The sequence below is a fragment of the Pseudomonas sp. SD17-1 genome (genome assembly GCF_029201585.1).
GTDB classification, from domain to species: domain Bacteria; phylum Pseudomonadota; class Gammaproteobacteria; order Pseudomonadales; family Pseudomonadaceae; genus Aquipseudomonas; species Aquipseudomonas palmensis.
This window is the reverse complement of sequence record NZ_CP104044.1, coordinates 5,495,662-5,520,938: the sequence shown is the minus strand read 5'-3', so window position 1 is coordinate 5,520,938 and position 25,277 is coordinate 5,495,662. Positions and strand designations below refer to the sequence as shown.

At 64.6% G+C, this 25,277-nt stretch carries 22 protein-coding genes, 1 other RNA gene and 1 pseudogene; 13 read left to right on the top strand and 11 right to left on the bottom strand.

The genetic code is table 11. The features are described 5' to 3' along the window. Positions 1-11 precede the first annotated feature (11 nt). The gene (locus N0B28_RS25255; RefSeq protein WP_054915494.1) at positions 12-1,403 is read right to left on the bottom strand and encodes a hypothetical protein; all 1,392 of its coding nucleotides are present in this window, start codon (positions 1,401-1,403) and stop codon (positions 12-14) included. 429 nt (positions 1,404-1,832) lie between these two features. Between N0B28_RS25255 and N0B28_RS25250 the strand changes: the two are divergent. Then, positions 1,833-3,356: pseudogene (locus tag N0B28_RS25250) on the top strand (FTR1 family protein); the annotation flags it as partial. A gap of 98 nt (positions 3,357-3,454) precedes the next feature. Then, positions 3,455-3,916 (top strand): YaiI/YqxD family protein, encoded by a 462-nt coding sequence (locus N0B28_RS25245; RefSeq protein WP_043863384.1) that lies wholly within the window; start codon positions 3,455-3,457, stop codon positions 3,914-3,916. 4 nt (positions 3,917-3,920) lie between these two features. Here the strand turns inward: N0B28_RS25245 and elbB are convergent, their stop codons facing one another. Both elbB and N0B28_RS25235 read right to left on the bottom strand, forming a co-directional pair. Then, entirely contained in the window at positions 3,921-4,589 is a 669-nt protein-coding gene (elbB, locus tag N0B28_RS25240) for an isoprenoid biosynthesis glyoxalase ElbB (RefSeq protein ID WP_043863385.1), read from the bottom strand. 116 nt (positions 4,590-4,705) lie between these two features. Then, the gene (locus tag N0B28_RS25235) at positions 4,706-5,347 is read right to left on the bottom strand and encodes a DedA family protein (RefSeq protein ID WP_043863386.1); all 642 of its coding nucleotides are present in this window, start codon (positions 5,345-5,347) and stop codon (positions 4,706-4,708) included. 207 nt (positions 5,348-5,554) lie between these two features. Between N0B28_RS25235 and hemB the strand changes: the two genes are divergently transcribed. Both hemB and ppk1 read left to right on the top strand, forming a co-directional pair. After that, complete coding sequence (gene hemB, locus N0B28_RS25230) at positions 5,555-6,565, top strand: porphobilinogen synthase (protein ID WP_043863387.1); 1,011 nt, start codon at positions 5,555-5,557, stop codon at positions 6,563-6,565. 19 nt (positions 6,566-6,584) lie between these two features. Then, on the top strand, positions 6,585-8,819 hold the full coding sequence (gene ppk1, locus N0B28_RS25225) for a polyphosphate kinase 1 (RefSeq protein ID WP_043863388.1): 2,235 nt from the start codon (positions 6,585-6,587) through the stop codon (positions 8,817-8,819). Here ppk1 and ppx read toward each other — a convergent pair. Further along, positions 8,806-10,308 carry an exopolyphosphatase gene (gene ppx / locus N0B28_RS25220; RefSeq protein WP_043863389.1) on the bottom strand — a complete coding sequence of 501 codons (1,503 nt, stop codon included), beginning with the start codon at positions 10,306-10,308 and terminating at the stop codon, positions 8,806-8,808. The genes ppk1 and ppx overlap by 14 nt on opposite strands. A gap of 240 nt (positions 10,309-10,548) precedes the next feature. On the opposite strand from ppx, the gene trxA reads away from it, so the two are divergent. From trxA to N0B28_RS25185, 7 genes are all read left to right on the top strand, one after another. Then, positions 10,549-10,878 (top strand): thioredoxin TrxA, encoded by a 330-nt coding sequence (trxA, locus tag N0B28_RS25215; RefSeq protein ID WP_043863390.1) that lies wholly within the window; start codon positions 10,549-10,551, stop codon positions 10,876-10,878. A gap of 230 nt (positions 10,879-11,108) precedes the next feature. Beyond that, positions 11,109-12,368 carry a transcription termination factor Rho gene (gene rho, locus N0B28_RS25210; RefSeq protein WP_043863391.1) on the top strand — a complete coding sequence of 420 codons (1,260 nt, stop codon included), beginning with the start codon at positions 11,109-11,111 and terminating at the stop codon, positions 12,366-12,368. A 125-nt stretch (positions 12,369-12,493) separates the two neighbouring features. Further along, complete coding sequence (gene ubiD / locus N0B28_RS25205) at positions 12,494-13,960, top strand: 4-hydroxy-3-polyprenylbenzoate decarboxylase (RefSeq protein WP_054915496.1); 1,467 nt, start codon at positions 12,494-12,496, stop codon at positions 13,958-13,960. Further along, complete coding sequence (locus N0B28_RS25200) at positions 13,960-14,928, top strand: CDP-6-deoxy-delta-3,4-glucoseen reductase (RefSeq protein ID WP_043863393.1); 969 nt, start codon at positions 13,960-13,962, stop codon at positions 14,926-14,928. Before ubiD ends, N0B28_RS25200 begins: the two co-directional genes overlap by 1 nt. Before the next feature lie 276 nt (positions 14,929-15,204). After that, positions 15,205-15,855, top strand: coding sequence for a gamma-glutamylcyclotransferase (locus tag N0B28_RS25195; RefSeq protein WP_043863394.1), 651 nt, complete (start codon positions 15,205-15,207; stop codon positions 15,853-15,855). Between the two features lie 51 nt (positions 15,856-15,906). Further along, the gene (locus N0B28_RS25190; protein WP_081315193.1) at positions 15,907-16,548 is read left to right on the top strand and encodes a TonB family protein; all 642 of its coding nucleotides are present in this window, start codon (positions 15,907-15,909) and stop codon (positions 16,546-16,548) included. Between the two features lie 11 nt (positions 16,549-16,559). Beyond that, on the top strand, positions 16,560-17,090 hold the full coding sequence (locus N0B28_RS25185) for a CbrC family protein (RefSeq protein WP_054915498.1): 531 nt from the start codon (positions 16,560-16,562) through the stop codon (positions 17,088-17,090). 61 nt (positions 17,091-17,151) lie between these two features. On the opposite strand, the gene N0B28_RS25180 is transcribed toward N0B28_RS25185, so the two are convergent. Further along, positions 17,152-18,129, bottom strand: a complete 978-nt coding sequence (locus N0B28_RS25180; protein ID WP_275729482.1) for an NADPH:quinone oxidoreductase family protein — start codon at positions 18,127-18,129, stop codon at positions 17,152-17,154. Positions 18,130-18,285: 156 nt separating this feature from the next. Between N0B28_RS25180 and N0B28_RS25175 the strand changes: the two genes are divergently transcribed. Continuing rightward, positions 18,286-18,696 (top strand): flagellar basal body-associated protein FliL, encoded by a 411-nt coding sequence (locus N0B28_RS25175; RefSeq protein ID WP_054915500.1) that lies wholly within the window; start codon positions 18,286-18,288, stop codon positions 18,694-18,696. Here the strand turns inward: N0B28_RS25175 and N0B28_RS25170 are convergent, their stop codons facing one another. From N0B28_RS25170 to N0B28_RS25155, 4 genes are all read right to left on the bottom strand, one after another. Next, positions 18,697-19,806 (bottom strand): ABC transporter permease, encoded by a 1,110-nt coding sequence (locus N0B28_RS25170; RefSeq protein WP_229588995.1) that lies wholly within the window; start codon positions 19,804-19,806, stop codon positions 18,697-18,699. It abuts the gene before it with no gap. Continuing rightward, positions 19,806-22,541: a ribosome-associated ATPase/putative transporter RbbA gene (gene rbbA / locus N0B28_RS25165; RefSeq protein ID WP_275729479.1), complete on the bottom strand. Its 2,736-nt coding sequence runs from the start codon at positions 22,539-22,541 to the stop codon at positions 19,806-19,808. Before rbbA ends, N0B28_RS25170 begins: the two co-directional genes overlap by 1 nt. Continuing rightward, on the bottom strand, positions 22,538-23,497 hold the full coding sequence (locus tag N0B28_RS25160) for an HlyD family efflux transporter periplasmic adaptor subunit (protein WP_080922916.1): 960 nt from the start codon (positions 23,495-23,497) through the stop codon (positions 22,538-22,540). The genes rbbA and N0B28_RS25160 overlap by 4 nt, the downstream gene beginning before the upstream one ends. Before the next feature lie 101 nt (positions 23,498-23,598). Then, positions 23,599-24,048: an EVE domain-containing protein gene (locus N0B28_RS25155; RefSeq protein ID WP_123753399.1), complete on the bottom strand. Its 450-nt coding sequence runs from the start codon at positions 24,046-24,048 to the stop codon at positions 23,599-23,601. Positions 24,049-24,258: 210 nt separating this feature from the next. Between N0B28_RS25155 and N0B28_RS25150 the strand changes: the two genes are divergently transcribed. After that, the gene (locus tag N0B28_RS25150) at positions 24,259-24,381 is read left to right on the top strand and encodes a hypothetical protein (protein WP_255001640.1); all 123 of its coding nucleotides are present in this window, start codon (positions 24,259-24,261) and stop codon (positions 24,379-24,381) included. Between the two features lie 16 nt (positions 24,382-24,397). On the opposite strand, the gene N0B28_RS25145 is transcribed toward N0B28_RS25150, so the two are convergent. After that, positions 24,398-25,003, bottom strand: coding sequence for a 5-formyltetrahydrofolate cyclo-ligase (locus N0B28_RS25145; RefSeq protein ID WP_043863403.1), 606 nt, complete (start codon positions 25,001-25,003; stop codon positions 24,398-24,400). Between the two features lie 86 nt (positions 25,004-25,089). Then, a non-coding RNA gene (ssrS, locus tag N0B28_RS25140) (6S RNA) lies at positions 25,090-25,267 on the bottom strand. Positions 25,268-25,277 lie beyond the last annotated feature (10 nt).

The window sequence follows — 25,277 nt, the reverse complement described above, 5'->3', positions numbered from 1 at the left end:
GATTCCTTGGCTTACTTGAGGCTGGCGACGGCGGCGGCCGGCGCAGGCTGGGTGACTTGCAGGGCCGGGCCACCGGCGTAGACGCGGTTGCCCACGACGCGCAGGGCCACGACCTGATAGGGGCGATCGATCTTCACGGCGATCTTGCTGCCGCCCAGGTTCGACGGCAGGCTCAGCTGGTGCTCGCCCTGGGCCAGGCGCACGCGGGCAACCAGGGTGTCGTCCGGCAGGGTGCGCCAGGTGCGGGTGTCGGCGCCTTCGGTGACGGCCGAGGCGATGCCCACGGCCAGACCAGCCAGCGGGTTGACGTCGTTGAGCTGCTTTTGCGCCACACCACGGGTGATGGCGCGCACGCTGGTGCGCAGGATGATGCCTGGCATGTCGTCACGCAGCGCGCGGCGCGACATGGCGGTGGTGCTGTTGAGCGCGGTCAGCGAGAGGGTCTTGTCGTTCAGGTAGATCTCGCTGAAGTGCGCGGTGGAGGTGTCTTCCTTGATGATCGGGAACGACAGCGGGGTGATCACCAGATTGCCGCTGATTGGCAGGGGCAGGGGGATGCGCACCGAGTCGCGGGCCGGCGCCAGGCCGCTCTGCACCACGATCAGCACGTCGCTGTCGGCGCCCTTGGCGGCAGGCTTGTCGAGGTCGAGCAGCGCACGCTCGAGCAGCGCGGTGTTCGGGCGCAGTTCGGCCGCCTTGCGGTAGCCCGGTGCAGCCAGGCCTTTTTCGCCCAGTGCTTCGTATACGTAGCCGGACAGGTAGTGGCTGAACGCACTCTGGTAGCTGTTCTTCAGGCCGACCACTTCAGGCGCGTCCAGGGCGGCCACCGGGTAGCCCTGCAGGTCCTTGTACTCGGTCTTGACGCCTTCCTTCTCGGCCTCTTCTTCGCGCTTGAGGTATTCCTTGTCGCGCAGCTCGGCGATCACGGCCTCACGTTCGTGGGTTTTCTTGATTTCGGTGCGGGCACCGTCGAAATCATTCTGCGCCAGCAGGTTCAGGGCCATCTGGGTGGTCAGCATGACTTTTTCGTAGTCGTAGCCCTCGTAGCGGCGCACCTTGTCGTTGACCAGGTAGCTGCCGAACTGGCTCAGGTACTTGGCGGTGTCCAGCTTCACCGACTCTTCCCACTTGAACACCACGCTATCGGCTTCGCGCCAGGCATCCTGGCTACCGCTCAGATCGCCCTTGGAGCGCAGCAGTTCGCCTTTCTCGAAGTAGTAGAGAAGGTCCTTGTCCTCACCCTTGTTGTTCTTTTCCAGCAGGGCCAGGGCCGCGTCGACGTTGCCGCTGGCCAGCTGCTGGTTGGTTTCCTGGAGTTCGCTGTCGTAGCTGCGAAACGCTGCGCAGCCCGTCAGTTGGACGATCGCGCACAGCGTGGCGACGGTGAGGACACGGGAGGCCATCTTGAATCTCTTCCCTGAAAAAGTGACGTTAGGCGCCGGCGAGTGGCGGTGATCCCTTTGGACGCTAGTTCCAAATCCTCTTAACAGAGGAGCCTGTATTTCCATTCGCTATAACGAAAGGCGCGGCATTATAGACGCAATGACTGGCTAATTAATGGCCTTGTGCTTCATTTTTTCTTGGATGTGCCAGTAGTCACATTTCCCGTGTGGTGTAGGAATAAGTCGATTCCCGGGGTAGGAGATAAACTTGTTTCAAAATTTTTCATGAAACTTCCGGGTGGTGCTTGAGCCGGCGCAAGTGGAAGTGAACAATGCAATCCTCCTCATTCCTGTTCGAGATTGGCTCCCATGATGCCCCGCCCCCGTGTGTTCGCCTGGCTGCTAGGGCCGCTGCTGGCCCTGGGCAGTGCCTTGAGCAGTGCCGCGCCGCAAGCGCCGCTGATTACCCCGGACCCGGCCCGCGGTGCACCGCTGTACGCCCAGCACTGTTCGGTGTGCCACGGTGACGGCGGCGCCGGCGATGGGCCGGCGGGGTTGGGGCTGGAACCACCGCCGGGCGATCTGCGCCAGGCGGCGCGGCTCGACACCCTGAGCCTGGCCGAGCTGTACCGGGTGATGGAGCAGGGCATCGAGGGCAGCGACATGCCGGCGTTCGCCGACCAGCTCGACGAGCGCCAGCGCTGGGATGTGGCCAGCTACATTGCCGGCTTCAGCGCCGAGCCTGGTGCTGTGCAGGCCGACCGGCGCTTCAGCCTGGCCGAGCTGGCGCAGCTCACCCCGGCGCAGGTGCGTGACACCCAGGGTGGCGAGGCGGCGGCCGCCTTTCGCGCCCAGCGCGCCAAGCCGCCAGCTGCGCAACGCGGCCCTGGCCAACTGATCGACTACACCGCCACCACCCTCGAACAGAGCCTGGCCGCCTATCGTGCCGGCGACCACGAGCAGGCCTACGACCTGTCGGTGGCGGCGTACCTGGAGGGCTTCGAGCTGGTGGAAAGCGCTTTGGACAACGTCGATGCCAACCTGCGCAAGAACACCGAAAAGGCCCTGATGGCCTACCGCCAGGGGTTGCAGGACGGCTTGCCGGTGGAGCAGGTGACGCAACGCCTGGCGGCGGCCAAGGCCAAGCTCGAAGCATCGGCCAAGCTGCTGGGTGGCGATGGCCTGAGCTGGTCGCTGAGCTTCATCTCCGGCCTGCTGATTCTGCTGCGCGAGGGGCTGGAGGCAATCCTGGTGCTGGCGGCGATTCTGGCCTTCCTGCGCAATACCGGGCAGCAGTCGGCAGTGCGCAGCGTCAACGTGGGGTGGGCGCTGGCGTTGGTGGCGGGCTTTGCCACCTGGGCACTGGCTGCCTACGTGATCGACGTGGGGGGCGCACAGCGTGAACTGCTGGAGGGCTGCACCGCCCTGTTCGCCTGCGTGATGGTGCTGTGGCTGGGGGTGTGGATGCACGACCGGCGCCATGCGGCGGCCTGGCAGGACTACATCAAAAGCAGCCTGGTGGGGGGCGGCGGCCGCTTCGGCTTTGCCGTGCTGGCGTTCTTTTCGGTTTACCGCGAACTGTTCGAGGTGATCCTGTTCTACGAAACCCTGTGGCTGCAGGCCGGGCCTGCGGCGCACGATGCGGTGCTGGCCGGCGGGGCGACGGCGCTGGTGCTGCTGGTGGGGCTGGCGTGGGTGATTCTGCGCGGGTCGGCGAAGCTGCCGCTGTCGCTGTTCTTCAGCATCAACGCGGCGCTGCTGTGCGCGTTGTCGGTGGTGTTCGCCGGGCATGGGGTGAAGGCGTTGCAGGAGGCGGGGGTGTTCGGTACGCGGCCAGTGCCGTTCTTCGACTTCGACTGGCTGGGGATTCATGCCGATGCGTATTCGCTGGCCGCGCAGGCATTGGCGCTTGTGGCCATTGCGGTGTTGTACGGGCGCAGCTGGCTGGCAGGGCGGCGGGTTTCGGTGCACTGATCGAGGGCCCCTGCGCTGGCTTGTCGGCGAATGCTGCAACGCCGCGCCAATGCAGGGATACTGTGCGCCTTGTTCTCTTTGCGGTGGATAACCCAACCATGCGTGTCTGGATCGACGCCGATGCCTGCCCCAAGGCGGCCAAGGACCAACTGGTCAAATTTGCCCTCAAGCGCCAGTTCGAGGTGGTGCTGGTCGCCGGTCAGGGCCAGATCAAGCCGGCCTTTGCCTGCGTCAGGCTCATCGTGGTGCCCAGTGGGCCGGATGCTGCCGACGACTACCTGGTGGAACACGCCGTGCCCGGCGAGTTGGTGATCTGCAGCGATGTGCCGCTGGCCGATCGGCTGGTCAAGAAGGGGGTGGCCGCGCTCGATCCGCGTGGCCGCGAATTCGACGAGCGCAACATGGGCGAGCGGCTGGCGGTGCGCAACCTGTTCACCGACCTGCGCGAGCAGGGCCAGGTCGGTGGTGGGCAGGCGCCCTACGGCGAGCGTGAGAAACAGGCCTTCGCCAATGCGCTGGACCGCATTCTCACGCGGTTGGCACGCGCCTACCCGCAGTGATGCCTCAGTCGGCCTCGTGGGTCAGTTCCAGCACCCGGTCGACCAGCTTGTAGATCCCGCCCGCCGCCTCGCCGATGCTCTGCGCCAGCATGTAGGCGGGGGTGCTGACCAGCTTGCGCTGAGTGTCTTCGACGATGTCGTGCACATCGCATTCTTCATGGGTGCCGCCCATCTTGACCACGGCCGCGCTGGTGTCGGCATCGTTGCCGATGGTGCAGACCACGCCTGGCCCGTAGATCTTGGCCGCCAGGGCCGGCGAAATGCAGATCAGGCCCACCGGCTTGCCCGCTTCGGCGAAGGCTTCGGCTAGTGCGAGCACATCGGGGTTGACCGAGCATTTGTCGCCTTCCACGGCGAAGTTGGAGAGGTTTTTCGCAGCGCCGAAGCCACCGGGCACGATCAGTGCGTCGAAGTCGTCCGCATTCGCTTCACGCAGGTCCTTGACCTCGCCGCGCGCAATGCGCGCCGACTCCACCAGCACGTTGCGCGTTTCGGGCATCTCTTCGCCGGTAAGGTGGTTGATCACATGCATCTGCGCGATGTTTGGCGCAAAGCACTGCACCTGGGCGCCACGCTGGTCAAGGCGCAGCAGGGTGATGACGCTCTCGTGAATTTCGGCACCGTCGTACACACCGCAACCGGAAAGGATCACCGCAACTTTTTTCTTGGTCATGCTCACTACTCCCGTTCAAGGCGCTAAATGTCCCCTGATTTGGCCATTCTCGCCAGGCTCTCTACATAGATCGCAATGCAGGGGGAGTGTTCAGTCGTGAGAGCGAGCAGCCAGGCCTATGGCCGGTCGCCACCTTCGCCAGTGTGCTGCTCCCGGGCCTGGGCCCGCGCCTGTTCGGCCTGGGCCTCGGCGGCTTCCTGGCGGGCAATGCGGGCGGCCTTGAAGCGCCGGCGCAGCCACAGCAGGGCGCCCAGTACCACCAGGGCACCGAGTACCCACAGCTCGTACTTCTTCACGTTGCCCAGCAGCCCTTCGAGGATGGCGCCGAAGTGGTAGGCGGCCGCGCCCAGGGCCAGTGCCCATACCGCGGCACCGATGCCGTTGAGCAGCAGGTAGCGGCGCGGCGGGTAGCCGGACAGGCCGATGGCCACGGGCATCACCGTGCGCAGGCCGTAGACGAAACGGAAACTCAGCACCCAGATGTCGGGGTGGCGGCGGATGTGCTCCAGCGCACGGTCCCCCATCATCTGCCAGCGCGGCTTGCGCGCCAGCAGCTTGCGCCCGTGACGACGCCCCATGAAGTACCACAGCTGGTCGCCGGCATAGCTGCCGAAGAAGGCAACCAGCACCACCATGTTGATATCCATGTAGCCACGGAACGCAAGAAATCCGGCGAGAACCAGTATGGTCTCACCTTCAAAAAAGGTGCCTAGAAAAAGGGCAAAATAGCCGAAATCCTGCAGGAATTGTTCAAGCATTTTCTGGGTGCTGGCGAAATGAACGCGCAGCCTACCCCCTGGGAGGCTTTAGGGAAAGTGTCCAAATGTGTCTCGACGTGAACATTTCCTACAAGGAGAATGAATGCGTCCATAAGTCGCAGGGTTGCCTCAGGTCGTCATACGGGCGTCATAATGGCTGCTTATAACTGTCGCGCTCGCCCGCCTGCGCGGGCTCAGGAGTCTGCCGTGAGCTTTACCCCCGCTAACCGTTTGTTTCCTGCCACTCGCCTGCGTCGCAACCGCCGTGACGACTTTTCCCGTCGCCTGGTGCGCGAAACCACACTGACTGTTGACGACCTGATCCTGCCGGTGTTCGTGCTGGACGGCGAAAACCGTCGCGAGGAAGTCGCCTCGATGCCGGGCGTGGAGCGCCTGAGCATCGACCTGCTGCTGCAGGCCGCCGAGGAGTGGGTGAAGCTGGGTATTCCGGCGCTGGCCCTGTTCCCGGTGACCCCGCTGGACAGGAAGTCGCTGGATGGCGCCGAAGCCTACAACCCGGACGGTATTGCCCAGCGCGCCACCCGCGCCCTGCGCGACCGCTTCCCGGAGCTGGGGGTGATCACCGACGTGGCACTGGACCCGTTCACCACCCACGGCCAGGACGGTATCCTCGACGAGGAAGGCTACGTCCAGAACGACATCACCGTCGACGCCCTGGTGCGCCAGGCGCTGTCGCATGCCGAGGCCGGCGCCCAGGTGGTGGCCCCGTCGGACATGATGGACGGGCGGATCCAGGCGATCCGTGAAGCCCTGGAGCTGGCCGGTCATGTCAACGTGCGCATCATGGCCTACTCGGCCAAGTATGCCAGCGCCTACTACGGCCCGTTCCGCGACGCGGTCGGCTCGGCGCTGAACCTGGGCAAGGCCAACAAGGCCTCGTACCAGATGGACCCCGCCAACACCAACGAGGCCCTGCATGAAGTGGCCGCCGACCTGTCCGAAGGCGCCGACATGGTAATGGTCAAGCCAGGCATGCCGTATCTGGATATCCTTGCGCGGGTCAAGGACGAGTTCAAGGTGCCGACCTTCGTCTACCAGGTCAGTGGCGAGTACGCGATGCACATGGCCGCGATCCAGAACGGCTGGCTCTCGGAAGGGGTTATCCTCGAATCCCTCACCGCTTTCAAACGGGCGGGCGCCGACGGCATCCTGACCTATTTCGCTGTTCGCGCCGCACAATTGATGAGAGGGCAGTAACGCCCTTCAGGAACGCTAGATGAATAACGAAGCACTTACCGAAGTCGAAGTGAAGGATGCCCAGCCGGTGCCCGAGCAACTGGTCGAAACCCCGCCGGACCTCGAGCCCGCGCCGGTGGTCGAAGCCGAGGCGCCCGTGGTGGCTCCGGCCCCGGCGGTGCCGGCGATTGCCGTGCCGGGCCTGGACGACAGCAGCCTGTACATCCATCGCGAATTGTCCCAGCTGCAGTTCAACATCCGCGTGCTGGAGCAGGCGCTGGACGAGTCCTACCCGCTGCTGGAGCGACTGAAGTTCCTGCTGATCTTTTCCAGCAACCTGGATGAGTTCTTCGAAATTCGTGTGGCGGGCCTGAAGAAGCAGATCACCTTCGCTCGCGAGCAGGCCGGCGCCGACGGCCTGCAGCCGCACCAGGCGCTGGCGCGCATCAGCGAGCTGGTGCACAGCGAAGTGGACCGCCAGTACGCGATCCTCAACGACGTGCTGCTGCCGGAGCTGGAAAAGCACCAGATTCGCTTCATCCGCCGGCGACACTGGACCACCAAGCTCAAGACCTGGGTGCGCCGCTACTTCCGCGACGAGATCGCGCCGATCATTACCCCGATCGGCCTGGACCCGACCCACCCGTTCCCGCTGCTGGTGAACAAGAGCCTGAACTTCATCGTCGAGCTCGAAGGCATCGATGCGTTCGGTCGTGATTCGGGCCTGGCGATCATTCCGGCGCCGCGTCTGCTGCCGCGGGTGATCAAGGTGCCGGAAGACGTCGGTGGCCCCGGCGACAACTACGTGTTCCTGTCGTCGATGATCCATGCGCACGCCGACGACCTGTTCCAGGGCATGAAGGTCAAGGGCTGCTACCAGTTCCGTCTGACCCGCAACGCCGACCTGGCGCTGGACTCCGAGGACGTCGAAGACCTGGCCCGCGCCCTGCGTGGCGAGCTGTTCTCGCGTCGCTATGGCGATGCGGTGCGCCTGGAAGTGGCCGATACCTGTCCCAAGCACCTGTCCGACTACCTGCTCAAGCAGTTCAGCCTGAGCGAGCACGAGGTGTACCAGGTCAATGGCCCGGTCAACCTCACGCGCCTGTTCAGCATCACCAGCCTGGACAGCCACCCGGAGCTGCAGTACACGCCGTTCACTCCGGCGATTCCCAAGCTGTTGCAGAACAGCGAGAACATTTTCAGTGTCATCAGCAAGCAGGACATCCTGCTGATGCACCCCTTCGAGTCGTTCACCCCGGTGGTCGACCTGCTGCGTCAGGCGGCGAAAGACCCGCACGTGCTGGCCGTGCGCCAGACCCTGTACCGCAGCGGCGCCAACTCCGAGATCGTCGACGCGCTGGTGGATGCGGCGCGTAACGGCAAGGAGGTCACCGCGGTGATCGAATTGCGCGCGCGTTTCGACGAAGAGTCCAACCTGCAGATGGCCAGCCGCCTGCAAGCGGCGGGTGCGGTGGTGATCTATGGCGTGGTCGGGTTCAAGACCCACGCCAAGATGATGCTGATTCTGCGGCGCGAGGCCGGCGAGATCGTGCGTTATGCGCACCTGGGTACCGGCAACTACCACGCCGGCAACGCCCGCCTGTACACCGACTACAGCCTGCTGACCTCCGACGACGCCTTGTGCGAGGACGTCGGCAAGCTGTTCAGCCAGCTGATCGGCATGGGCAAGACCCTGCGCATGAAGAAGCTGCTGCACGCGCCGTTCACCCTCAAGAAGGGCATGCTCGACATGATCGCGCGCGAGACCCAGTTCGCCCTGGAAGGCAAGCCGGCGCACATCATCGCCAAGTTCAACTCGCTGACCGACCCCAAGATCATCAAGGCGTTGTACAAGGCCAGCCAGTCGGGCGTGCGCATCGACCTGGTGGTGCGTGGCATGTGCTGCCTGCGTCCGGGCATTCCGGGCGTTTCGCACAACATCCACGTGCGCTCGATCATCGGGCGTTTCCTGGAACACACCCGGGCGTTCTACTTCCTCAATGGCGGGGAAGAGCAGATGTTCCTTTCCAGTGCCGACTGGATGGAGCGCAACCTCGACAAGCGTGTCGAGACCTGCTTCCCGGTGGAGGGCAAGAAGCTGATCCTGCGGGTGAAGAAGGAGCTGGAGGGGTACCTGACCGACAACACCCACGCGTGGCTGCTGCAGTCGGACGGCCGCTATGTGCGCAGCACGCCGACCGGCAACCAGAACCCGCGCAGTGCCCAGGCCACTCTGCTCGAGCGCCTGAGCAACCCGGTGCTTATCGTACGCTGAGGGTAAAGCCGACCCGGGCCAGCCATTCGGCTTCCAGGCCGAAATCGGCCTGGGTCAGCTGGTTCTGTTCCAGCCAGCCGGCCGGGAACTCCACATCCAGGCTCTGGCCGGCGGCATGCAGCTTGACCGTCGGCATCTGCTGGGTGCCGCGGATGTGGTGGAACAGGATCGCGAAGCGCAGCAGCACGCACAGACGAATCAGCTTCACGCCGTCGTCGCCGAATTCGGCGAACTTGTCCTTGGGGATGTTGCGCCGGTGCCCGCGCACCAGCAGTGCCAGCATCTGCTGGTCTTCACGGGAGAAGCCGGCCAGGTCGGAGTGCTCGATCAGGTAGGCGCCGTGCTTGTGGTAATGATAGTGGGCGATGTCCAGCCCCACTTCGTGCACCTTGGCCGCCCAGCCCAGCAGTTCGCGCCAGATCCCGTCTTCAAGATCCCACGCCTTGGCCACCTGGTCGAAGGCATGCAGCGCCTTGCGCTCGACCCGTGCCGCCTGCCCCTGGTCGACGTGGTAGCGCTCCATCAGCGAGGTCAGGGTGCGTTCGCGCACGTCTTCGTGGTGGTGGCGGCCCAGCAGGTCGTACAGCACGCCTTCGCGCAGGGCACCTTCGCAGTGGTCCATGCGTTGCAGTTCCAGCGCGTCGAAGATCGCCTCCAGGATCGCCAGGCCCGCCGGGAAGATGGTGCGCCGGTCGGGCTTGACCCCTTCGAAATCGATCTTGTCGGTATCGCCCAGCTTGAACAGTTTGCGCTTGAGCCAGGCCAGACCTTCGGCGTTGACCTCGCCGTTGCCCATGCCGCCGGCCTTCAGGGCCAGGCCGATGGCGCGGATGGTGCCCGAGGAGCCGATGGCTTCATCCCAGGTCAGGCGGTGCAGGGCATTCTCGATGCTCATCAGCTCCAGGCGCGCGGCGGTGTAGGCCTGGGCATAGCGCGCCGGGGTGATCTTGCCGTCGCGAAAGTAACGCTGGGTGAAGCTCACGCAGCCCATCTGCAGGCTTTCGCGCAGCAGGGGCTCGAAGCGCTGGCCGATGATGAATTCGGTACTGCCGCCGCCGATGTCGGCCACCAGGCGCTTGCCGGGGGTGTCGGCCAGGGTGTGGGAGACGCCCAGGTAGATCAGGCGTGCTTCTTCACGGCCGGAAATCACCTCCACCGGGTGTCCGAGAATGGCTTCGGCGCGGCGGATGAATTCGCCGCGGTTGCGCGCTTCGCGCAAGGCGTTGGTGCCGACGATGCGCACCGCGCCGTCAGGCATGCCGTTGATCAGCTGGGCGAAGCGCTTGAGGCAGTCGAGCCCGCGTTGCATGGACTCTTCGCTGAGCTGGCGCTCTTCGTCGATGCCGGCGGCCAGCTGAACCTTTTCCCCCAACCGCTCCAGGATGCGAATGTCGTTGTGGTGGGCCTTGGCCACGACCATGTGAAAACTGTTGGAGCCCAGGTCGATGGCGGCTATCAGGGACAGATTCTTGGCTGGGTTTTGCGGCATGGTGATGGGTTCTCGGTCGATAACCCGGCAATCGTGCCACGATCCGCCGCCGACGCCAACGCGCAGTGTGGCAAGGCTTGACCTGACGCAGTTGCGAGTCTTTTTTATGACTTTTGTGTGACAGTCGATATGCAACGTCTCGCACAACTATAGTTACAGTCAATCGCGCGTGGCTTCCTGTCTACGGCGATGGCGGCTATGATGGGCCACGTTTTTTTGCTTACGACCTTGGAGACTTCCATGAGCAGCGATCTTATCAAACACGTCACCGACGCCACCTTCGAAGCCGACGTGCTCAAGGCTGAAGGTCCGGTGCTGGTCGACTACTGGGCTGAATGGTGCGGCCCATGCAAAATGATCGCTCCGGTTCTGGACGACATCGCCGCTACCTACGAGGGCAAACTGACCGTCGCCAAGCTGAACATCGACGAAAACCAGGAAACCCCGGCCAAGCACGGCGTGCGTGGCATCCCGACGCTGATGCTGTTCAAGAACGGCAATGTCGAGGCGACCAAGGTCGGCGCATTGTCCAAGTCTCAGCTGCAGGCGTTCCTCGACGCCAATATCTGAGTCGAAAAAAGCCCCGCATTCGTCGGGGCTTTTCTCTGTCTGGTGACTAGACGCCAGAAAATGCAAGTGATACATTCGGCCTCGCACTGTTTCTTTCAGTGCCCCCTGCACGCCGTCGCCGACGCACCTCAATTCGAATTAGTACGCGATCCTGTCGCCTTCTCTGCGGCGCGGCTTCATTAAGCCAGAAGCTTAATTCCCCCTTCTTACATGATTACGTCATTCCCCTTATGAATCTGACTGAACTCAAGCAAAAGCCGATTACCGATCTGCTCGAATTGGCCGAACAGATGGGCATAGAAAATATGGCCCGTTCGCGCAAGCAGGACGTGATTTTCTCCCTGTTGAAAAAGCACGCGAAAAGCGGCGAGGAAATCTCCGGTGACGGCGTGCTGGAGATTCTCCAGGACGGTTTCGGCTTCCTGCGTTCGGCTGACGCTTCGTACCTGGCCGGCCCGGACGACATCTATGTCTCGCCCAGCCAGATTCGTCGCTTCAACCTGCGTACCGGTGACACCATCGTCGGCAAGATCCGCCCGCCCAAAGAAGGCGAGCGCTACTTCGCGCTGCTCAAGGTCGACACCATCAACTACGACCGTCCGGAAAACGCGAAGAACAAGATCCTCTTCGAAAACCTGACGCCGTTGTTCCCGAACAAGCGCCTGAAGATGGAAGCCGGCAACGGTTCCACCGAAGACCTCACCGGTCGCGTCATCGACCTGTGCGCGCCGATCGGCAAGGGCCAGCGCGGCCTGATCGTCGCCCCGCCGAAAGCGGGCAAGACCATCATGCTGCAGAACATCGCGGCCAACATCACCCGCAACAACCCGGAGTGCCACCTGATCGTGCTGCTGATCGACGAGCGCCCGGAAGAAGTGACCGAGATGCAGCGCACCGTGCGCGGCGAAGTGGTCGCCTCCACCTTCGACGAGCCGCCAACCCGTCACGTGCAAGTGGCCGAGATGGTCATCGAGAAGGCCAAGCGCCTGGTCGAGCACAAGAAGGACGTGGTCATCCTGCTCGACTCGATCACTCGTCTGGCCCGTGCCTACAACACCGTGATCCCGAGCTCCGGCAAGGTGCTGACCGGTGGTGTCGACGCCCACGCCCTGGAGAAGCCGAAGCGTTTCTTCGGTGCTGCACGTAACATCGAGGAAGGCGGTTCGCTGACCATCATCGCCACCGCGCTGGTCGAGACCGGCTCGAAGATGGACGAAGTGATCTACGAAGAGTTCAAGGGTACCGGCAACATGGAACTGCCCCTGGACCGTCGCATTGCCGAGAAGCGCGTGTTCCCGGCCATCAACATCAACCGTTCGGGTACCCGTCGCGAAGAGCTGCTGACCGCCGACGACGAGCTGCAGCGCATGTGGATCCTGCGCAAGCTGCTGCACCCGATGGACGAGATCGCCGCCATCGAGTTCCTGGTCGACAAGCTCAAGCAGACCAAGACCAACGACGAGTTCTTCCTGTCGATGAAGCGCAAGTAACACGGGCGGTACGCAAGAGCCGGGGAAACCCGGCTTTTTGCTATCTGTACATTGTCTATTCTGGCGGGCGGGGTTCGGCGCTACACTTTGCACCCCGACCGCTACGGCGAACACGAGGCTCCCGCATGCAGTATCGCGATTTGCGCGACTTTATCCGCGGCCTGGAACAGCGCGGCGAACTCAAGCGCATTCAGGTCCCCATCTCCCCGATCCTGGAAATGACCGAGGTCTGCGACCGCACCCTGCGTGCCAAGGGCCCGGCGTTGCTGTTCGAGAACCCTACCGGTTACGACATTCCGGTGCTGGGCAACCTGTTCGGCACCCCGGAGCGCGTGGCCATGGGCATGGGCGCCGAGTCGGTCAGCGAACTGCGCGAGATCGGCAAGCTGCTGGCCTTCCTCAAGGAGCCCGAGCCGCCCAAGGGGCTGAAGGACGCCTGGTCGAAGCTGCCGATCTTCAAGAAGGTCATCTCGATGGCGCCCAAGGTGGTCAAGGATGCGCCCTGCCACGACGTGGTGATCGAGGGGGACGACGTCGATCTTGGCGCGCTGCCGATCCAGCACTGCTGGCCGGGCGACGTGGCGCCGCTGATCACCTGGGGCCTGACCGTGACCCGAGGTCCGAACAAGGACCGCCAGAACCTGGGCATCTATCGCCAGCAGGTCATCGCCCGCAACAAGGTCATCATGCGCTGGCTGAGCCACCGTGGCGGCGCGCTGGACTACCGCGAGTGGTGCGAGAAGCACCCTGGCCAGCCGTTCCCGGTGGCCGTGGCACTGGGCGCCGACCCGGCGACCATCCTCGGCGCGGTGACCCCGGTGCCCGACAGCCTGTCCGAGTACGCCTTCGCCGGCCTGCTGCGCGGCAACCGTACCGAGCTGGTCAAGTGCCGCGGCAATGACCTGCAGGTGCCCGCCACCGCCGAGATCATCCTCGAAGGCGTGATCCACCCCGGCGAGATGGCGCCCGAAGGCCCGTATGGCGATCACACCGGCTACTACAACGAGGTCGACAGCTTTCCGGTGTTCACCGTGGAGCGCATCACCCACCGCACCAAGCCGATTTATCACAGCACCTACACCGGGCGTCCGCCTGACGAGCCGGCGATTCTGGGCGTGGCGCTGAACGAAGTGTTCGTGCCGATCCTGCAGAAGCAGTTCCCCGAGATCACCGACTTCTACCTGCCGCCTGAAGGTTGCTCGTACCGCATGGCGGTGGTCACCATGAAAAAACAGTACCCAGGGCACGCCAAGCGCGTGATGCTGGGGGTGTGGTCGTTCCTGCGCCAGTTCATGTACACCAAGTTCGTGATCGTCACCGACGACGACATCAACGCGCGGGACTGGAACGACGTGATCTGGGCCATCACCACGCGCATGGACCCCAAGCGCGATACCGTGATGATCGACAACACACCGATCGACTACCTGGACTTCGCCTCGCCGGTTTCCGGCCTGGGCTCGAAGATGGGCCTGGATGCCACCCACAAGTGGCCGGGCGAAACCACCCGCGAGTGGGGGCGTGTCATCGTCAAGGACGAGGCCGTCACCCGACGCATCGATGAGCTGTGGACACAGTTGGGAATAGACTGATGCAGGTTACCTTGCAGCCCTCCGGGGCGGTGCTGGCACTGAACCCTGGTGAGCGCATACTGGATGGGGCCCGACGTCTGGGCTATGACTGCCCGCAGAGCTGCCGCAATGGCAATTGCCATGTGTGCGCGGCACTGCTGGTGGAAGGCCGTGTGCGCCAGGATGGCGAGGTGAAGGACCATGGCGAGCTGTACACCTGCATCGCCGAGCCGCTGGAGGATTGCGTGTTGCTGTGGGATGGCGTGTTGGCCCTGGGCGAGCTGCCGGTACGCAAGCTGGCCTGCCAGTTGAGCGAATGTGTCGAGGTGGGCGGCGACGTGTGGCGCGTGCGTCTGCGCGCGCCGGCCGGCAAGCCGCCGCGCTACCATGCCGGGCAGTACCTGATGATCGAGCGCGAAGCTGGCGACAAGGCCGCGTTCTCGCTGGCCTCGGCGCCACACAGCGGGCGTGACCTGGAGTTGCACGTGCTGGCCCGCGAGAGCAGTGCACTGGAACTGATCGCACAGTTGCAGCGCAACCGCATGGCGCGGGTGGAGCTGCCGTTTGGCGACACGCACCTGGCCGAACTGCCGGACGGGCCGCTGGTACTGATTGCTGCCGGTACCGGCATGGCGCAGATGCACAGCCTGATCGAACATTGCCGGGCCAGCGGCTTCAAGCACCCGGTGCACCTGTACTGGGGAGTGCGCCGCCCGGAAGACTTCTATCAGATCGAGCACTGGGACGAGTGGGCAACGCTGCCCAACCTGTTCCTGCACAAAGTGGTGAGCGACCTGTGCGGCTGGGAGGGGCGCTGCGGGCTGCTGCACGAAGCCGTGTGCGAAGACATTGCCGACCTTGCGGGCGTGCACGTGTATGCCAGTGGCTCGCCCACCATGATCTACGCCACCCTCGATGCCCTGGTGGACGCTGGCATGGACGCACACCAGATGCGCGCCGATGTATTCGCTTATGCCCCGCGCGGCTAACTTAGGTAATAACGGCGCGTTGCAATAACGCGCCGATTCAAATAACCCGATTGTGCCTCGTTGGTTATAAGTGCTGGCCGCGTTAATTATTGCAAACACCGCCAAAAACTATTACTACACTTGAAACAGCAGGCCTGAAAGCCCCGGTGCTGGGGGCTTTGTTTGCAGCGGGGGCTTGTATTCGAGCGGCCATCTGCCGTACGGTCGATGTATTGTTAGTGCAATGACTTTACAGTGGGCCACTTCAGTAGTTCACGAGGAATTCTGGCGGCGATCATGTCGGCAATTGAAACTGCACCCTCGAGTTTGGCGTACCCTCCGGTGCTCGACTTCGGTCAGCAACTGACCCACGAGCAACTTCGACAATCGGTTGATCACACCATGTCCCGCCATCAGGGCGGCCCGGTCTGGCTGTTTGCCTATGGCTCGCTGATCTGGCGACCGGAATGCAGCGCGGCCGAGCGCCGGCGGGCACGCGTGCATGGCTATCATCGCGGCCTGTACCTGTGGTCCCACGAGCACCGCGGCACTCCGGAGTGCCCGGGGCTGGTGTTCGGTCTGGACCGTGGTGGCTCGTGCAGCGGCTTTGCCTATCGGCTGCCCGAAGAGCGCCTGGAGGATTCATTGCTGGCGCTGTGGCAGCGCGAGATGCCGTACCCGGCGTACCGTCCGCACTGGCTCAACTGCCGCCTCGAGGACGGCAGCAAGGTGCAGGCACTGGGCTTCGTGCTGGAGCGGCACTTGCCGTGCTATGCCGGCAACCTGCCCGACACCTTGCTCAGCCATATCCTGGCCAGCGCCAAGGGTCGCTACGGCACCACCCGCGACTATGTCGAGCAGACCCTTTCGGCGCTGCGCACCCATGCCATGCCCGACCGCAACCTGGAGGCACGCTTCAAGCGTTGTCATTCGGCGGACAAGGCGTGAAGCCTGCGGTACCATCGCGCCCCTTATCAATGGACGTGTTGGGAATCAGGGATGAAACGCTGGCTTGGAATACTGTTGTGCTGGTGCTGCGCCGTGCAGGCCGAGCATGTGCCCACGTTCGCGCAGCCCCCGGCCCCGGTGTACCCGAGGGCCATGAGGCTGGTGGGCCTGGAGGGCGCTGTGCGCATCGGCTACCAGGTCGATTCGCGCGATGGCTCGGTCAGCCATGTAACCGTCAAGCACAGTGATCATGCGTTGTTCAGTGCGTCTGCAGAAGCGGCCATCGCAAAGGTGCGGTTCGAACCCTGGACGGTGGCCGCGGGCGAGCCGGTGAAAACCGATGTGGTGCAGAGCCTGCTCTTTCGCATGGATGAGCAGTCCATGGCGATGACCCTGGATGCCCAGGCCGCGTTGCCGCAGCTGCAGTGCAAGCTGTTCAACTATTACCTGACCACCTACCGTCAGATCCGCTCGCATCAGCCGCTGTGGCAGATGGACAGCGTGGCCACGTCCATCGGCTTGCTGGCCAGGACGTCACCCGCATCGCCCACCCTGCTGCAGTTCAAGCAGGCGCAGCAGGCGTTCGAGGCAGCGCTGCCGTCTATCGAGCGGCGCTGCGCCGGGCAGCCCGACCTGATGTTCATCGACGCCTGGCCGCAGCAGCTGCGTGACCTTGCGCTCAAGCAGCTGTGAGAAGGAATGCCATGACAACACCACTTCCGGTCTTTACCTATTACCCCGGCAAGGTTCATTACATCGTGGCCAGCAGCGAGGCTTGCGTGTGCTGCGGGCAGGCGCGTGGTTACCTGTATGACGGCACGCTGTACACCGCGCAGACACTCGAGGGCGATATCTGCCCGTGGTGCATCGCCGATGGTTCGGCGGCCAGGCGCTACGACGGCAGTTTCCATGATGTGTATGCGATGGGGGAGGCGGGCATAAAGCCTGAGGTGCTCGACGAGATTGCCTACCGCACGCCGGGCTATCCCACATGGCAGGACAGCCAGTGGATGCACCATTGCGGTGACGCCTGCGAGTTCCACGGGGACGCCAGCGCCGAGGACATCAGTGAGGCCACGCCGGCGACCCGGGAGCACTGGGCCGAGTACAACGGCATGACCGTGGAGGACTGGTCGTGGGCCGCGGTGGGGTATGCGCCGGGCGGGGATACCGGGTTCTACAAGTTCGTGTGCCGTGGGTGCAAGCAGGTGCTGCTGGCCTGGGACATGAGCTGACGTTCACGCCTCTATCGCGGGTCAAGTCCGCTCCCACAGGGCAGTGCGGGAGCGGGCTTGGCTATCGCACAGACACCACCAGCTTGCCCACCGCCTTGCGCCCCGCCAACTGCTCGATTGCAGCCCCGGCATCGGCCAGTGGGTAGGTCTGTGATACCAGTGGTTTCAGCTTGCCCTCGGCATGCCACGCAAACAGCTGCTTGAAGTTCGCGGTGTTATCCGCCGGCTGGCGCTGCGCGAACGCACCCCAGAACACCCCCAGCACCGCCGCGCCCTTGAGCAGCGTCAGGTTCACCGCCAACTGCGGGATCTGCCCGCTGGCGAACCCCACCACCAGCATCCGTCCGTTCCACGCCAGCCCGCGCACCGCCTGTTCGAACAGCTCGCCGCCCACCGGGTCGAAAACCACGTCCACGCCCTGGCCACCGGTCAGGCGCTTGATTTCCTCCTTGAGGCCGCTTTCGCTGTAGTTGATCAGCTCGTCGGCACCGGCAGCCTTGGCCACGGCCAGCTTGTCGGCGCTGCTGGCCGCTGCGATCACCCGCGCGCCCAGGGCCTTGCCGATCTCCACCGCCGCCAGCCCGACACCGCCCGACGCGCCCAGCACCAGCAGGGTTTCCCCGGCTTGCAGTTGCCCGCGCTGGGTGAGCGCGTACATCGAGGTGCCGTAGGTCATGCCGAATGCGGCAGCCGTGGCAAAGTCCATGTGCGCCGGGATCGGCATCACGTTGTAGCCCGGCACCGCGATCTGCTCGGCAAAGCTGCCCCAGCCGGTCAGCGCCATCACCCGGTCGCCCACCTGCAACGGCCCGGCCTTTTCGCCCACCTCCAGCACTACCCCTGCTGCTTCGCCACCCGGCGAGAACGGCAGTGGCGGCTGGAACTGGTACTTGCCCTGGATGATCAGGGTGTCGGGGAAGTTGACCCCCGCCGCATGCACCTGCACCAGCACTTCATTGCGTTTGGGCACGGGGCTGGCGACCTCTTCGAGGACCAGGTCGCTGGCCGGACCATGGGCTTTGCACAACACGGCTTTCATCAGGGCTATTCCTTTGCGGGTGGTGGCCGATAAGTGTAGGTGGGCAGGGTGTCGGGTCAACGAGCATGCCCCGGCCTGATAAGCCGGCATAAGCCCGGGCTTGGGTTTGGCGAAGGCGCTGGGTATGCTGGCGCCAACTGTTTGAGGAGCGAATTGGTGAAAGCGTGGATCTTGATGGTACTGGCTCTGATGCTGCCAGCGGCGGCCATGGCCGAAGAAGCCAAGGACGGAGAGGGCGCGCCGAAGGTGTCGTACATCTCCCTGACCCCGCCACTGGTGGGCAACTATGCCCTTGATGGCGGCCCCAAGCTGCGCGTGTACAAGGCCGATGTGGCGTTGCGCGTGGACAACGATGTGGATGCGGCCGCGGTCAAGCACCACGAACCGCTGATCCGCAACCAGCTGGTGGCCCTGTTCACCCAGCAGAGCCTGGACGGCATGAGCAACGTCGAGGCCAAGGAACACCTTCGCCAGGAAGCCCTCAAGCAGGTGCAGCAGGTGCTCAACGGCGAAGAAGGCCGGCCGGTGGTGGCCGACCTGCTGTTCAACAACCTGATCGTGCAGTAGTCACGAAGCCAGGCTGCGGCGAAAGCGTGCCAGGGCGATCGCAAAGAACGCCAGGCCGATCACCGCCAGCGCCAGCAGGTCCGGCCACACCACCGATGCGTCGGCGTCGCGGAACAGGATCGCGGCACCCAGGCTGACGAAGTGGGTGGAGGGTGACAGTTGCATCACCCACTGCAGCCATTGCGGCATGCTGTCCAGCGGCGTGCTGCCGCCCGACAGCAACAGCATCGGGATGATCACCGGGATCGCCAGCAAGCCGAACTGCGGGGTCGAGCGCGCCAGTGTGGCGAGGAAGATCCCCAGCGCGGTGCTGGCGAACAGGTACAGCGCGGTCACGCCCAGGAACAACCCCATGGAGCCGGCCAGCGGCACTCCCAATGCCCCCTTGACCACCACCTCCAGCGACACCCAGGTGCACAGCACCACCACCAGCGCGTTGCTGCCGATCTTGGCCAGCATGATTTCCAGTGCCGTCAGTGGCAGTACCAGCAGGTGGTCGAGGGTGCCATGCTCGCGTTCGCGCAGCAGCGCAGTGCCGGTCAGCACGATGGCCAGGATGGTGATGTTGTTGACGATCTGGATCACCGCCAGAAACCAGCCGCCCTCCAGGTTGGGGTTGAACAGCGCCCGTGGGCTCAGCAGCGCCGGGCTCTGCACGGCCTGCTTGGCGTAGTCGAGCAGCTCGCGTTCGAAGATCCGCCCGATGTAGCCGGCGCCCATGAACGCCTGGCTCATGGCGGTGGCGTCGACGTTCACCTGCAGTTCCGGGGTGCGCCCGGCCAGCAGGTCGCTCTGGAAGTTCACCGGGATATTGATCACGAAGGTGTACTGGCCGCTGTCCATGGCCTGGTCGAGCTGGTCGTAGGGCAGCGTCACCGCCGGCTGGAACTCCGGCGGTTGCAGCGCCTCGCCCAGCTTGCGCGAGACCAGGCTGTGGTCTTCGTCGACGATGGCCACGCTGGCGTTGTGCACGCCGATCACCGAGCCGGCGGCGGGCATGTAGATGGCCACGCTGAAGGCATACAGCAGAAACAGCAGCAGCACGCTGTCGTGGCGCAGGCTGGTCAGCTCCTTGAGACCGAGGCGGTAGATATGGGCCAGGCGCTGCATCAGACCTCCTGCTTTTTCAGCATGATCAGGCTCAGCCCGGTGAAGCCGGCGAAGAACCCGAACAGGGCCAGGCACTGCGGCCAGAGTTCGCGCAGGTCCAGGGCCTTGGTGAAGGTGCCGACGGCAATGTCGAGGAAGTAGCCGGCCGGGAACAGCTGACCCATCAGTGCTGCCGCGCCATCGAGAGAAGAGCGTGGCACGATCAGCCCGGAGAACTGGATGGTCGGCAGGCTGGTGATGATCATGGTGCCCAGGATCGCCGCGATCTGGGTGCGGGTGAACGCCGAGATCAGCAGCCCCAGGCTGGTGGTGGCCAGCAGGTACAGCACCCCGCCGCAGGCCAGGGCCAGCGCGCTGCCCTTGAACGGCACGCCGAACAGCCAGCGGTTCATCGCCACCAGCAACGCCAGGTTGACCAGGCTCACCAGCAGGTACGGGGCCTGCTTGCCGAGCAGGAACTCCAGGCGCGTGAGCGGCGTGGCGTAGAAGTTGGTGATCGAGCCCAGCTCTTTTTCACGCACGATGCCCAGCGCCGTGAGCATCGCGGGAATGAACGCCAGGATCAGCGCCATCACCCCGGGGCCGATGGCGTTCACGCTGATCACGTCCTGGTTGTAGCGAAAGCGGGTTTCAAGTTTCACCGCTGCCTGGCCTGGCTGTGCGCGGCTGCTCAGCGCGGCGAGCTGTTCGAGGTTGGCCTGGTGCACGGCCTCCACATAGTTGCGGCTGGTTTCGGCGCGAAACGGCATGCCGCCATCGAGCCAGGCCGCCACCACCGGCTGGCGCCCGGCATTCAGGTCGCGGCCAAAGCCGGGGGGGATCTCCAGCGCCAGCTTGATTTCCGAGCGTTGCAGGCGCTTGTGCAGTTGCGCGGCGTCGCGGATCGGCGCCTGCTCGGCGAAGTAGCGCGAGCCGCGAAACGCTTCCAGGTACAGACGGCTTTGCGGGCTCTGGTCCTGGTCGTAGACCGCGAATGCCAGGTTCTCCACGTCCAGCGAAATGCCATAGCCGAAGATCACCATCATGAACAGCGCACCGAGCAGGGCGAAGGCCAGGCGCACCTTGTCGCGCAGCAGCTCCTTGCCTTCGCGGGTGGCTACCGCGAACAGCCGCACGAAGCTGAAGCCGCTGCGGGGTGGCGGGCTGGCGGCCTCGGCGGTGGTGCTCACCGGTTGGGCTTCGGTCGGCGCCGGGCTGCTGTTCTGCGCCTGTTCCAGGCAGGTGACGAAGGCGTCTTCCAGGGTCTGGCCACCGAACTGCTGTTGCAGCGCGGCTGGGGTATCGCAGGCCAGCACACGGCCGGCGTGCATCAGCGAGATGCGATCGCAGCGCAGCGCCTCGTTCATGAAGTGGGTGGACAGGAAGATGGTCACGCCCTGCTCGCGGGACAGCTCGATCAGCAGGCGCCAGAAGTCGTCGCGTGCGGCCGGGTCGACGCCGGAGGTGGGTTCGTCGAGGATCAGCACTTCAGGCCGGTGCAGCACCGCCACGGCCAGCGACAGGCGCTGGCGCAGGCCCAGCGGCAGGGCGCCGGACTGCTGGTCGGCAATGTCGCCCAGGTCGAAGCGCTCGATCAGTTCGGCGATGCGCGGGGTGCTGTCGGCCTTGTTCAGGTCGAACAGGCGCGCGTGCAGCTCGAGGTTCTGACGCACGCTCAGTTCGCCATACAGCGAAAAGCTCTGCGACATGAAGCCGACGCGCTTGCGCGTGGCCAGGTCCTTGGCGTCGACCGGGCGGCCGAGCAGGGTGGCGCTGCCTTCGCTGGCCGGCATCAGGCCGGTGAGCACCTTCATGGTGGTGGTCTTGCCACAGCCGTTGGAGCCCAGGAAACCGAAGATCTCGCCACGGCCGATGGCGAAGCTGACCTTGTTCACTGCGGTGAAGTCGCCGAAGCGCAGGGTCAGTTCATGGGCCTCGATGGCGATGTCGCCGTCGTCGGCCGGGCGTGGAGGGATCACCAGCGGCGCCTGGGTGCGGCTGCGGTCATCCTGCTGCTGGCTCTGGTAGCAGGTGAAGGCGTCGTCCAGCTTGCCGCTGGCGGTGGCGCTGGCCAGCTCGCGGCTCAGCCCCTGGGCGATCAGGCGACCACGGTCGAGCATCAGACAGTGCTCGAACTGTTCGGCCTCTTCCATGTAGGCGGTGGCCACCAGCAGGGTCAGTTGCGGACGCTCGCCGCGCACCTGCTCCACCAGCTCCCAGAAGCGCCGGCGCGACAGCGGGTCGACGCCGGTGGTGGGCTCGTCGAGAATCAGCAGGTCGGGCTCGTGGATCAGTGCGCAGCACAGCCCGAGTTTCTGCTTCATGCCCCCGGAGAGCTTGCCTGCCGGGCGTTCGGCAAAGCGTTCCAGGTCGGTGGCCAGCAGCAGCGCGTGCATGCGCGTGTCGCACTCGGTGCGGCTCAGGCCGAACAGCGTGGCGAAGAAGCGGATGTTCTCGCTGATCGACAGCTCGGGGTACAGGTTGCCGCCCAGGCCCTGGGGCATGAAGGCGATGCGCGGGTACAGGCTGTTGCGGTGGCGGCGCTGGCGGATCGAGCCGTCCAGCACCTGCAACTCGCCCTGTTGCAGCTTCTTGACCCCGGCAATCAGCCCCAGCAGGCTCGACTTGCCCGCACCGTCCGGGCCGATCAGGCCGCAGCGGGTGCCTGCCGGAAGTTCAAAGCAGATGTTTTGCAGGGCCTCGAGGGAGCCGTAGCGGTGGCTGATGCCACGCGCCTGCAGCGCCAGGGCCGTCATTGCAGGTTGGCCGGCCAGTCCACGGGGGCGCTACGCACATAGCCGGCGCCGGGCATGCCCGGCTTGGCCTGGGGCACCGCGCTGGGCTCGGTCAGGCGCAGCTTGACGCGAAACACCAGCTTCTGGCGCTCGTCACGGGTTTCCACCTGCTTGGGGGTGAACTGCGCCTTGGCTGCCACGAAGCTGATCTTGGCCGGCAGCGCGCGGTCGGGCAGGGCATCGAGCACGATGCGCGCCTGGTCGCCCACGGTCAGTTTGCCGGTGGTGGAGGCGGGCAGATAGAGGTTCATGTACTGGTCGCTGGGATCGATCAGCAGCAGTACGCGCCCGCCGGCCCCGAGCACTTCGCCCGGTTCGGCCAGGCGCAGCTGGATCACGCCATCGATGGGCGCGCGCAGGCTGCTGTCGTCGATTTCGCTGGTGAGCTGGGCCACCTGGGCCTCGGCGGCACCGATGGCGGCCTTGATTGCCGCGAGTTGCGCTCGCGCTGCCACCACGGCTGAATTGCTGGTGTCGTAGCGGGCCTGCTGCTGGTCGAGCAATTGCTGGCTGGAGTACTTGCGCTGGAACAGTTCGCGCACGCGCTTGAGTTCCTGGCTGGCCAGCAGCTGTTCGCTTTGGCGCAGCTGCACGGTGGCCTGGGCGGCCGCGTAGTTCTCGCGGGCACGCAGCACTTCGGCTTCGGCCTGGTTGCGCTGGGCCTCCATGGTGCGGGTGTCGATGCGCGCCAGCAGTTGGCCCTTGTGTACCACGTCGCCCTCGTCGGCCAGCACTTCGGCCAGGCGCCCCGGCACTTTGGTGGCGATCTGCACCTCGGTGGCCTCAAGGCGACCGTTGCCCATGCTCAGGCCTTCGGGCAGACGGTCGTGCATGGACTTCCAGTAGCCCAGGCCGCCGGCTGCCACCAGCAGCGCAATCAGCGCGCCGGCAAAGAGTTTGGGGGTGTGTTGGCTCATCGACATGCACCTGCATCCTGCTGCGTTTGACGTCAGAGTCTGACGTTTTGCCTACCGTGGCGGGTTGATACGTATCAAACGAGTGGGCATCTTACGCGAAATTAACGTAGTGCGAGCACCGCGGCCCATTGTTCGTCCGTCACCGGCATCACCGACAGGCGGCTGCCCTTCTGTACCAGTGGCAGTTCGGCCAGTGCCGCCTGTTGCTTGAGGTAGCCAAGGCTCAGCACCTTGCGCAAGGTTTCCACATGCTCCACGTCCACTGCGCTCCACGGGTTCTTCTCGGCGCTGGCCTTGGCGTCGAAGTAGTGGCTCTCGGGGTCCAGTGCGGTGGGGTCGGGGTAGGCGGCGGTGGTGATGCGGGCAATACCGGCGATGCCGGGCTCGGGGCAGCTGGAGTGGTAGAAGAAGAACAGGTCGCCCACCGCCATGGCGCGCATGAAGTTGCGCGCCTGGTAGTTGCGCACCCCGTCCCAGCGCGCCTGGCCGAGGCGGGCGAGGTCTTCGATCGAGAGCTCGTCGGGCTCGGATTTCATCAGCCAGTAGGCCATCGTTGACGCTCCAGACAAAGTTTGAAATAACCTGTTGCATGAAACCGACAGCCGGTTGGCGTCAACGTTTGCGTGTGGCACCAGGTTGTCGGAGAATGCGCGCATTTTAAGCTTGACGCTGCTGCACGGCATAATAAAAACCGTTGCTGTCATCGTGATGAGTTTGCCTGAGGGGGGCAATCGATGAATCGCAAACCGGATTTGCTCTGGGTGCTCGTTTTTCTGTTTGGCCTGGGTGTGGTCACCACCGGCTATGCACAAAGCCTGTGGGAACAGAAACTCGAAACAGCCGCCTACGAGATGCCGGCCGCCCCGACCCCCGTCAAGCGTTGAGCCTTGCGGCGCCCGTTCAGGGTGCCAGGTACCACCCCCTGTCCGATACCGTGCCCTGCAGCGGCACGTCCCAACTGGCCTGGGCCAGTCGTTGCACTTTCTGGCATTCGTGCGCCAGCCCCAGCAGCAGGGGTTTCTTCCAGGCCTTGCGCCGCCCCTGATACGCCAGGCTGCGGTCATAGAACCCGCCGCCCATGCCCAGTCGCCCACCCGTCTCGTCGAAACCCACCAGCGGCAGCAGGATCAGGTCCAGTGCCCAGGTGGGTCGCTGGCGTGTGAGATTGATGCGTGGTTCGGGGATGCGGAAGCGGTTGGGGCGCAGTTTTTCACCGTGCTCGAAGCGCTGGAAGGCCATGCGGGTTCTGGGCCAGGCGTGCAGCACCGGCAGGTAGGTATGCTTGCCTCGACGTTGAGCTTCGCGCAGCAGCAGGCGCGGGTCGATCTCGCTGTCGTTGGGCAGGTACAGGGCAATGTGCCGGGCACGACGAAACAGCGGGTGCTGCGCCAGTTGCCGGTACAGGCCGCGCGCGGCACGGCGCTGTTCGGCCGGGCTGAGGGCACGGCGGGCATCACGGAGCAGACGACGAAGTTGGGGGCGGGTAAGCGGCGCGGTGTCGGTCATGGCACGGGCGGTCCCTGGGGCGACTGCCACGCAGGGGTGGCAGTGCATGTGCGTGCGCCGCTGGGTGGGCGCAGGCTGGAGAATTCAGGCTCCCCGACGAACCGCTGTCGGTGTAGCCCTTGAACCCGAAAGTTCAAGGTGGAGATTACAGGAGGCGTTAAGGCTTTCCGTCAAGCGGACATGCACACCGGCCCCACGTGCAACCCCCGTGGTTGTGCGTATCGGCTCAGGGACATGACCGACTGGCAAGCACTCCAGGGAGTGGTCGGAGTAT

What these genes read in the sequence shown, in the direction of transcription:
- rbbA (WP_275729479.1), bottom strand. Translation starts at nt 22,541, where the DNA reads ATGACGGCCCTGGCGCTGCAGGCGCGTGGCATCAGCCACCGCTACGGC.
- ubiD (WP_054915496.1), top strand. Translation starts at nt 12,494, where the DNA reads ATGCAGTATCGCGATTTGCGCGACTTTATCCGCGGCCTGGAACAGCGC.
- rho (WP_043863391.1), top strand. Translation starts at nt 11,109, where the DNA reads ATGAATCTGACTGAACTCAAGCAAAAGCCGATTACCGATCTGCTCGAA.
- trxA (WP_043863390.1), top strand. Translation starts at nt 10,549, where the DNA reads ATGAGCAGCGATCTTATCAAACACGTCACCGACGCCACCTTCGAAGCC.
- N0B28_RS25190 (WP_081315193.1), top strand. Translation starts at nt 15,907, where the DNA reads ATGAAACGCTGGCTTGGAATACTGTTGTGCTGGTGCTGCGCCGTGCAG.
- N0B28_RS25170 (WP_229588995.1), bottom strand. Translation starts at nt 19,806, where the DNA reads ATGCAGCGCCTGGCCCATATCTACCGCCTCGGTCTCAAGGAGCTGACC.
- N0B28_RS25155 (WP_123753399.1), bottom strand. Translation starts at nt 24,048, where the DNA reads ATGGCCTACTGGCTGATGAAATCCGAGCCCGACGAGCTCTCGATCGAA.
- N0B28_RS25145 (WP_043863403.1), bottom strand. Translation starts at nt 25,003, where the DNA reads ATGACCGACACCGCGCCGCTTACCCGCCCCCAACTTCGTCGTCTGCTC.
- N0B28_RS25185 (WP_054915498.1), top strand. Translation starts at nt 16,560, where the DNA reads ATGACAACACCACTTCCGGTCTTTACCTATTACCCCGGCAAGGTTCAT.
- N0B28_RS25235 (WP_043863386.1), bottom strand. Translation starts at nt 5,347, where the DNA reads ATGCTTGAACAATTCCTGCAGGATTTCGGCTATTTTGCCCTTTTTCTA.
- N0B28_RS25245 (WP_043863384.1), top strand. Translation starts at nt 3,455, where the DNA reads ATGCGTGTCTGGATCGACGCCGATGCCTGCCCCAAGGCGGCCAAGGAC.
- elbB (WP_043863385.1), bottom strand. Translation starts at nt 4,589, where the DNA reads ATGACCAAGAAAAAAGTTGCGGTGATCCTTTCCGGTTGCGGTGTGTAC.
- N0B28_RS25255 (WP_054915494.1), bottom strand. Translation starts at nt 1,403, where the DNA reads ATGGCCTCCCGTGTCCTCACCGTCGCCACGCTGTGCGCGATCGTCCAA.
- ppx (WP_043863389.1), bottom strand. Translation starts at nt 10,308, where the DNA reads ATGCCGCAAAACCCAGCCAAGAATCTGTCCCTGATAGCCGCCATCGAC.
- ppk1 (WP_043863388.1), top strand. Translation starts at nt 6,585, where the DNA reads ATGAATAACGAAGCACTTACCGAAGTCGAAGTGAAGGATGCCCAGCCG.
- N0B28_RS25180 (WP_275729482.1), bottom strand. Translation starts at nt 18,129, where the DNA reads ATGAAAGCCGTGTTGTGCAAAGCCCATGGTCCGGCCAGCGACCTGGTC.
- N0B28_RS25195 (WP_043863394.1), top strand. Translation starts at nt 15,205, where the DNA reads ATGTCGGCAATTGAAACTGCACCCTCGAGTTTGGCGTACCCTCCGGTG.
- N0B28_RS25200 (WP_043863393.1), top strand. Translation starts at nt 13,960, where the DNA reads ATGCAGGTTACCTTGCAGCCCTCCGGGGCGGTGCTGGCACTGAACCCT.
- N0B28_RS25160 (WP_080922916.1), bottom strand. Translation starts at nt 23,497, where the DNA reads ATGAGCCAACACACCCCCAAACTCTTTGCCGGCGCGCTGATTGCGCTG.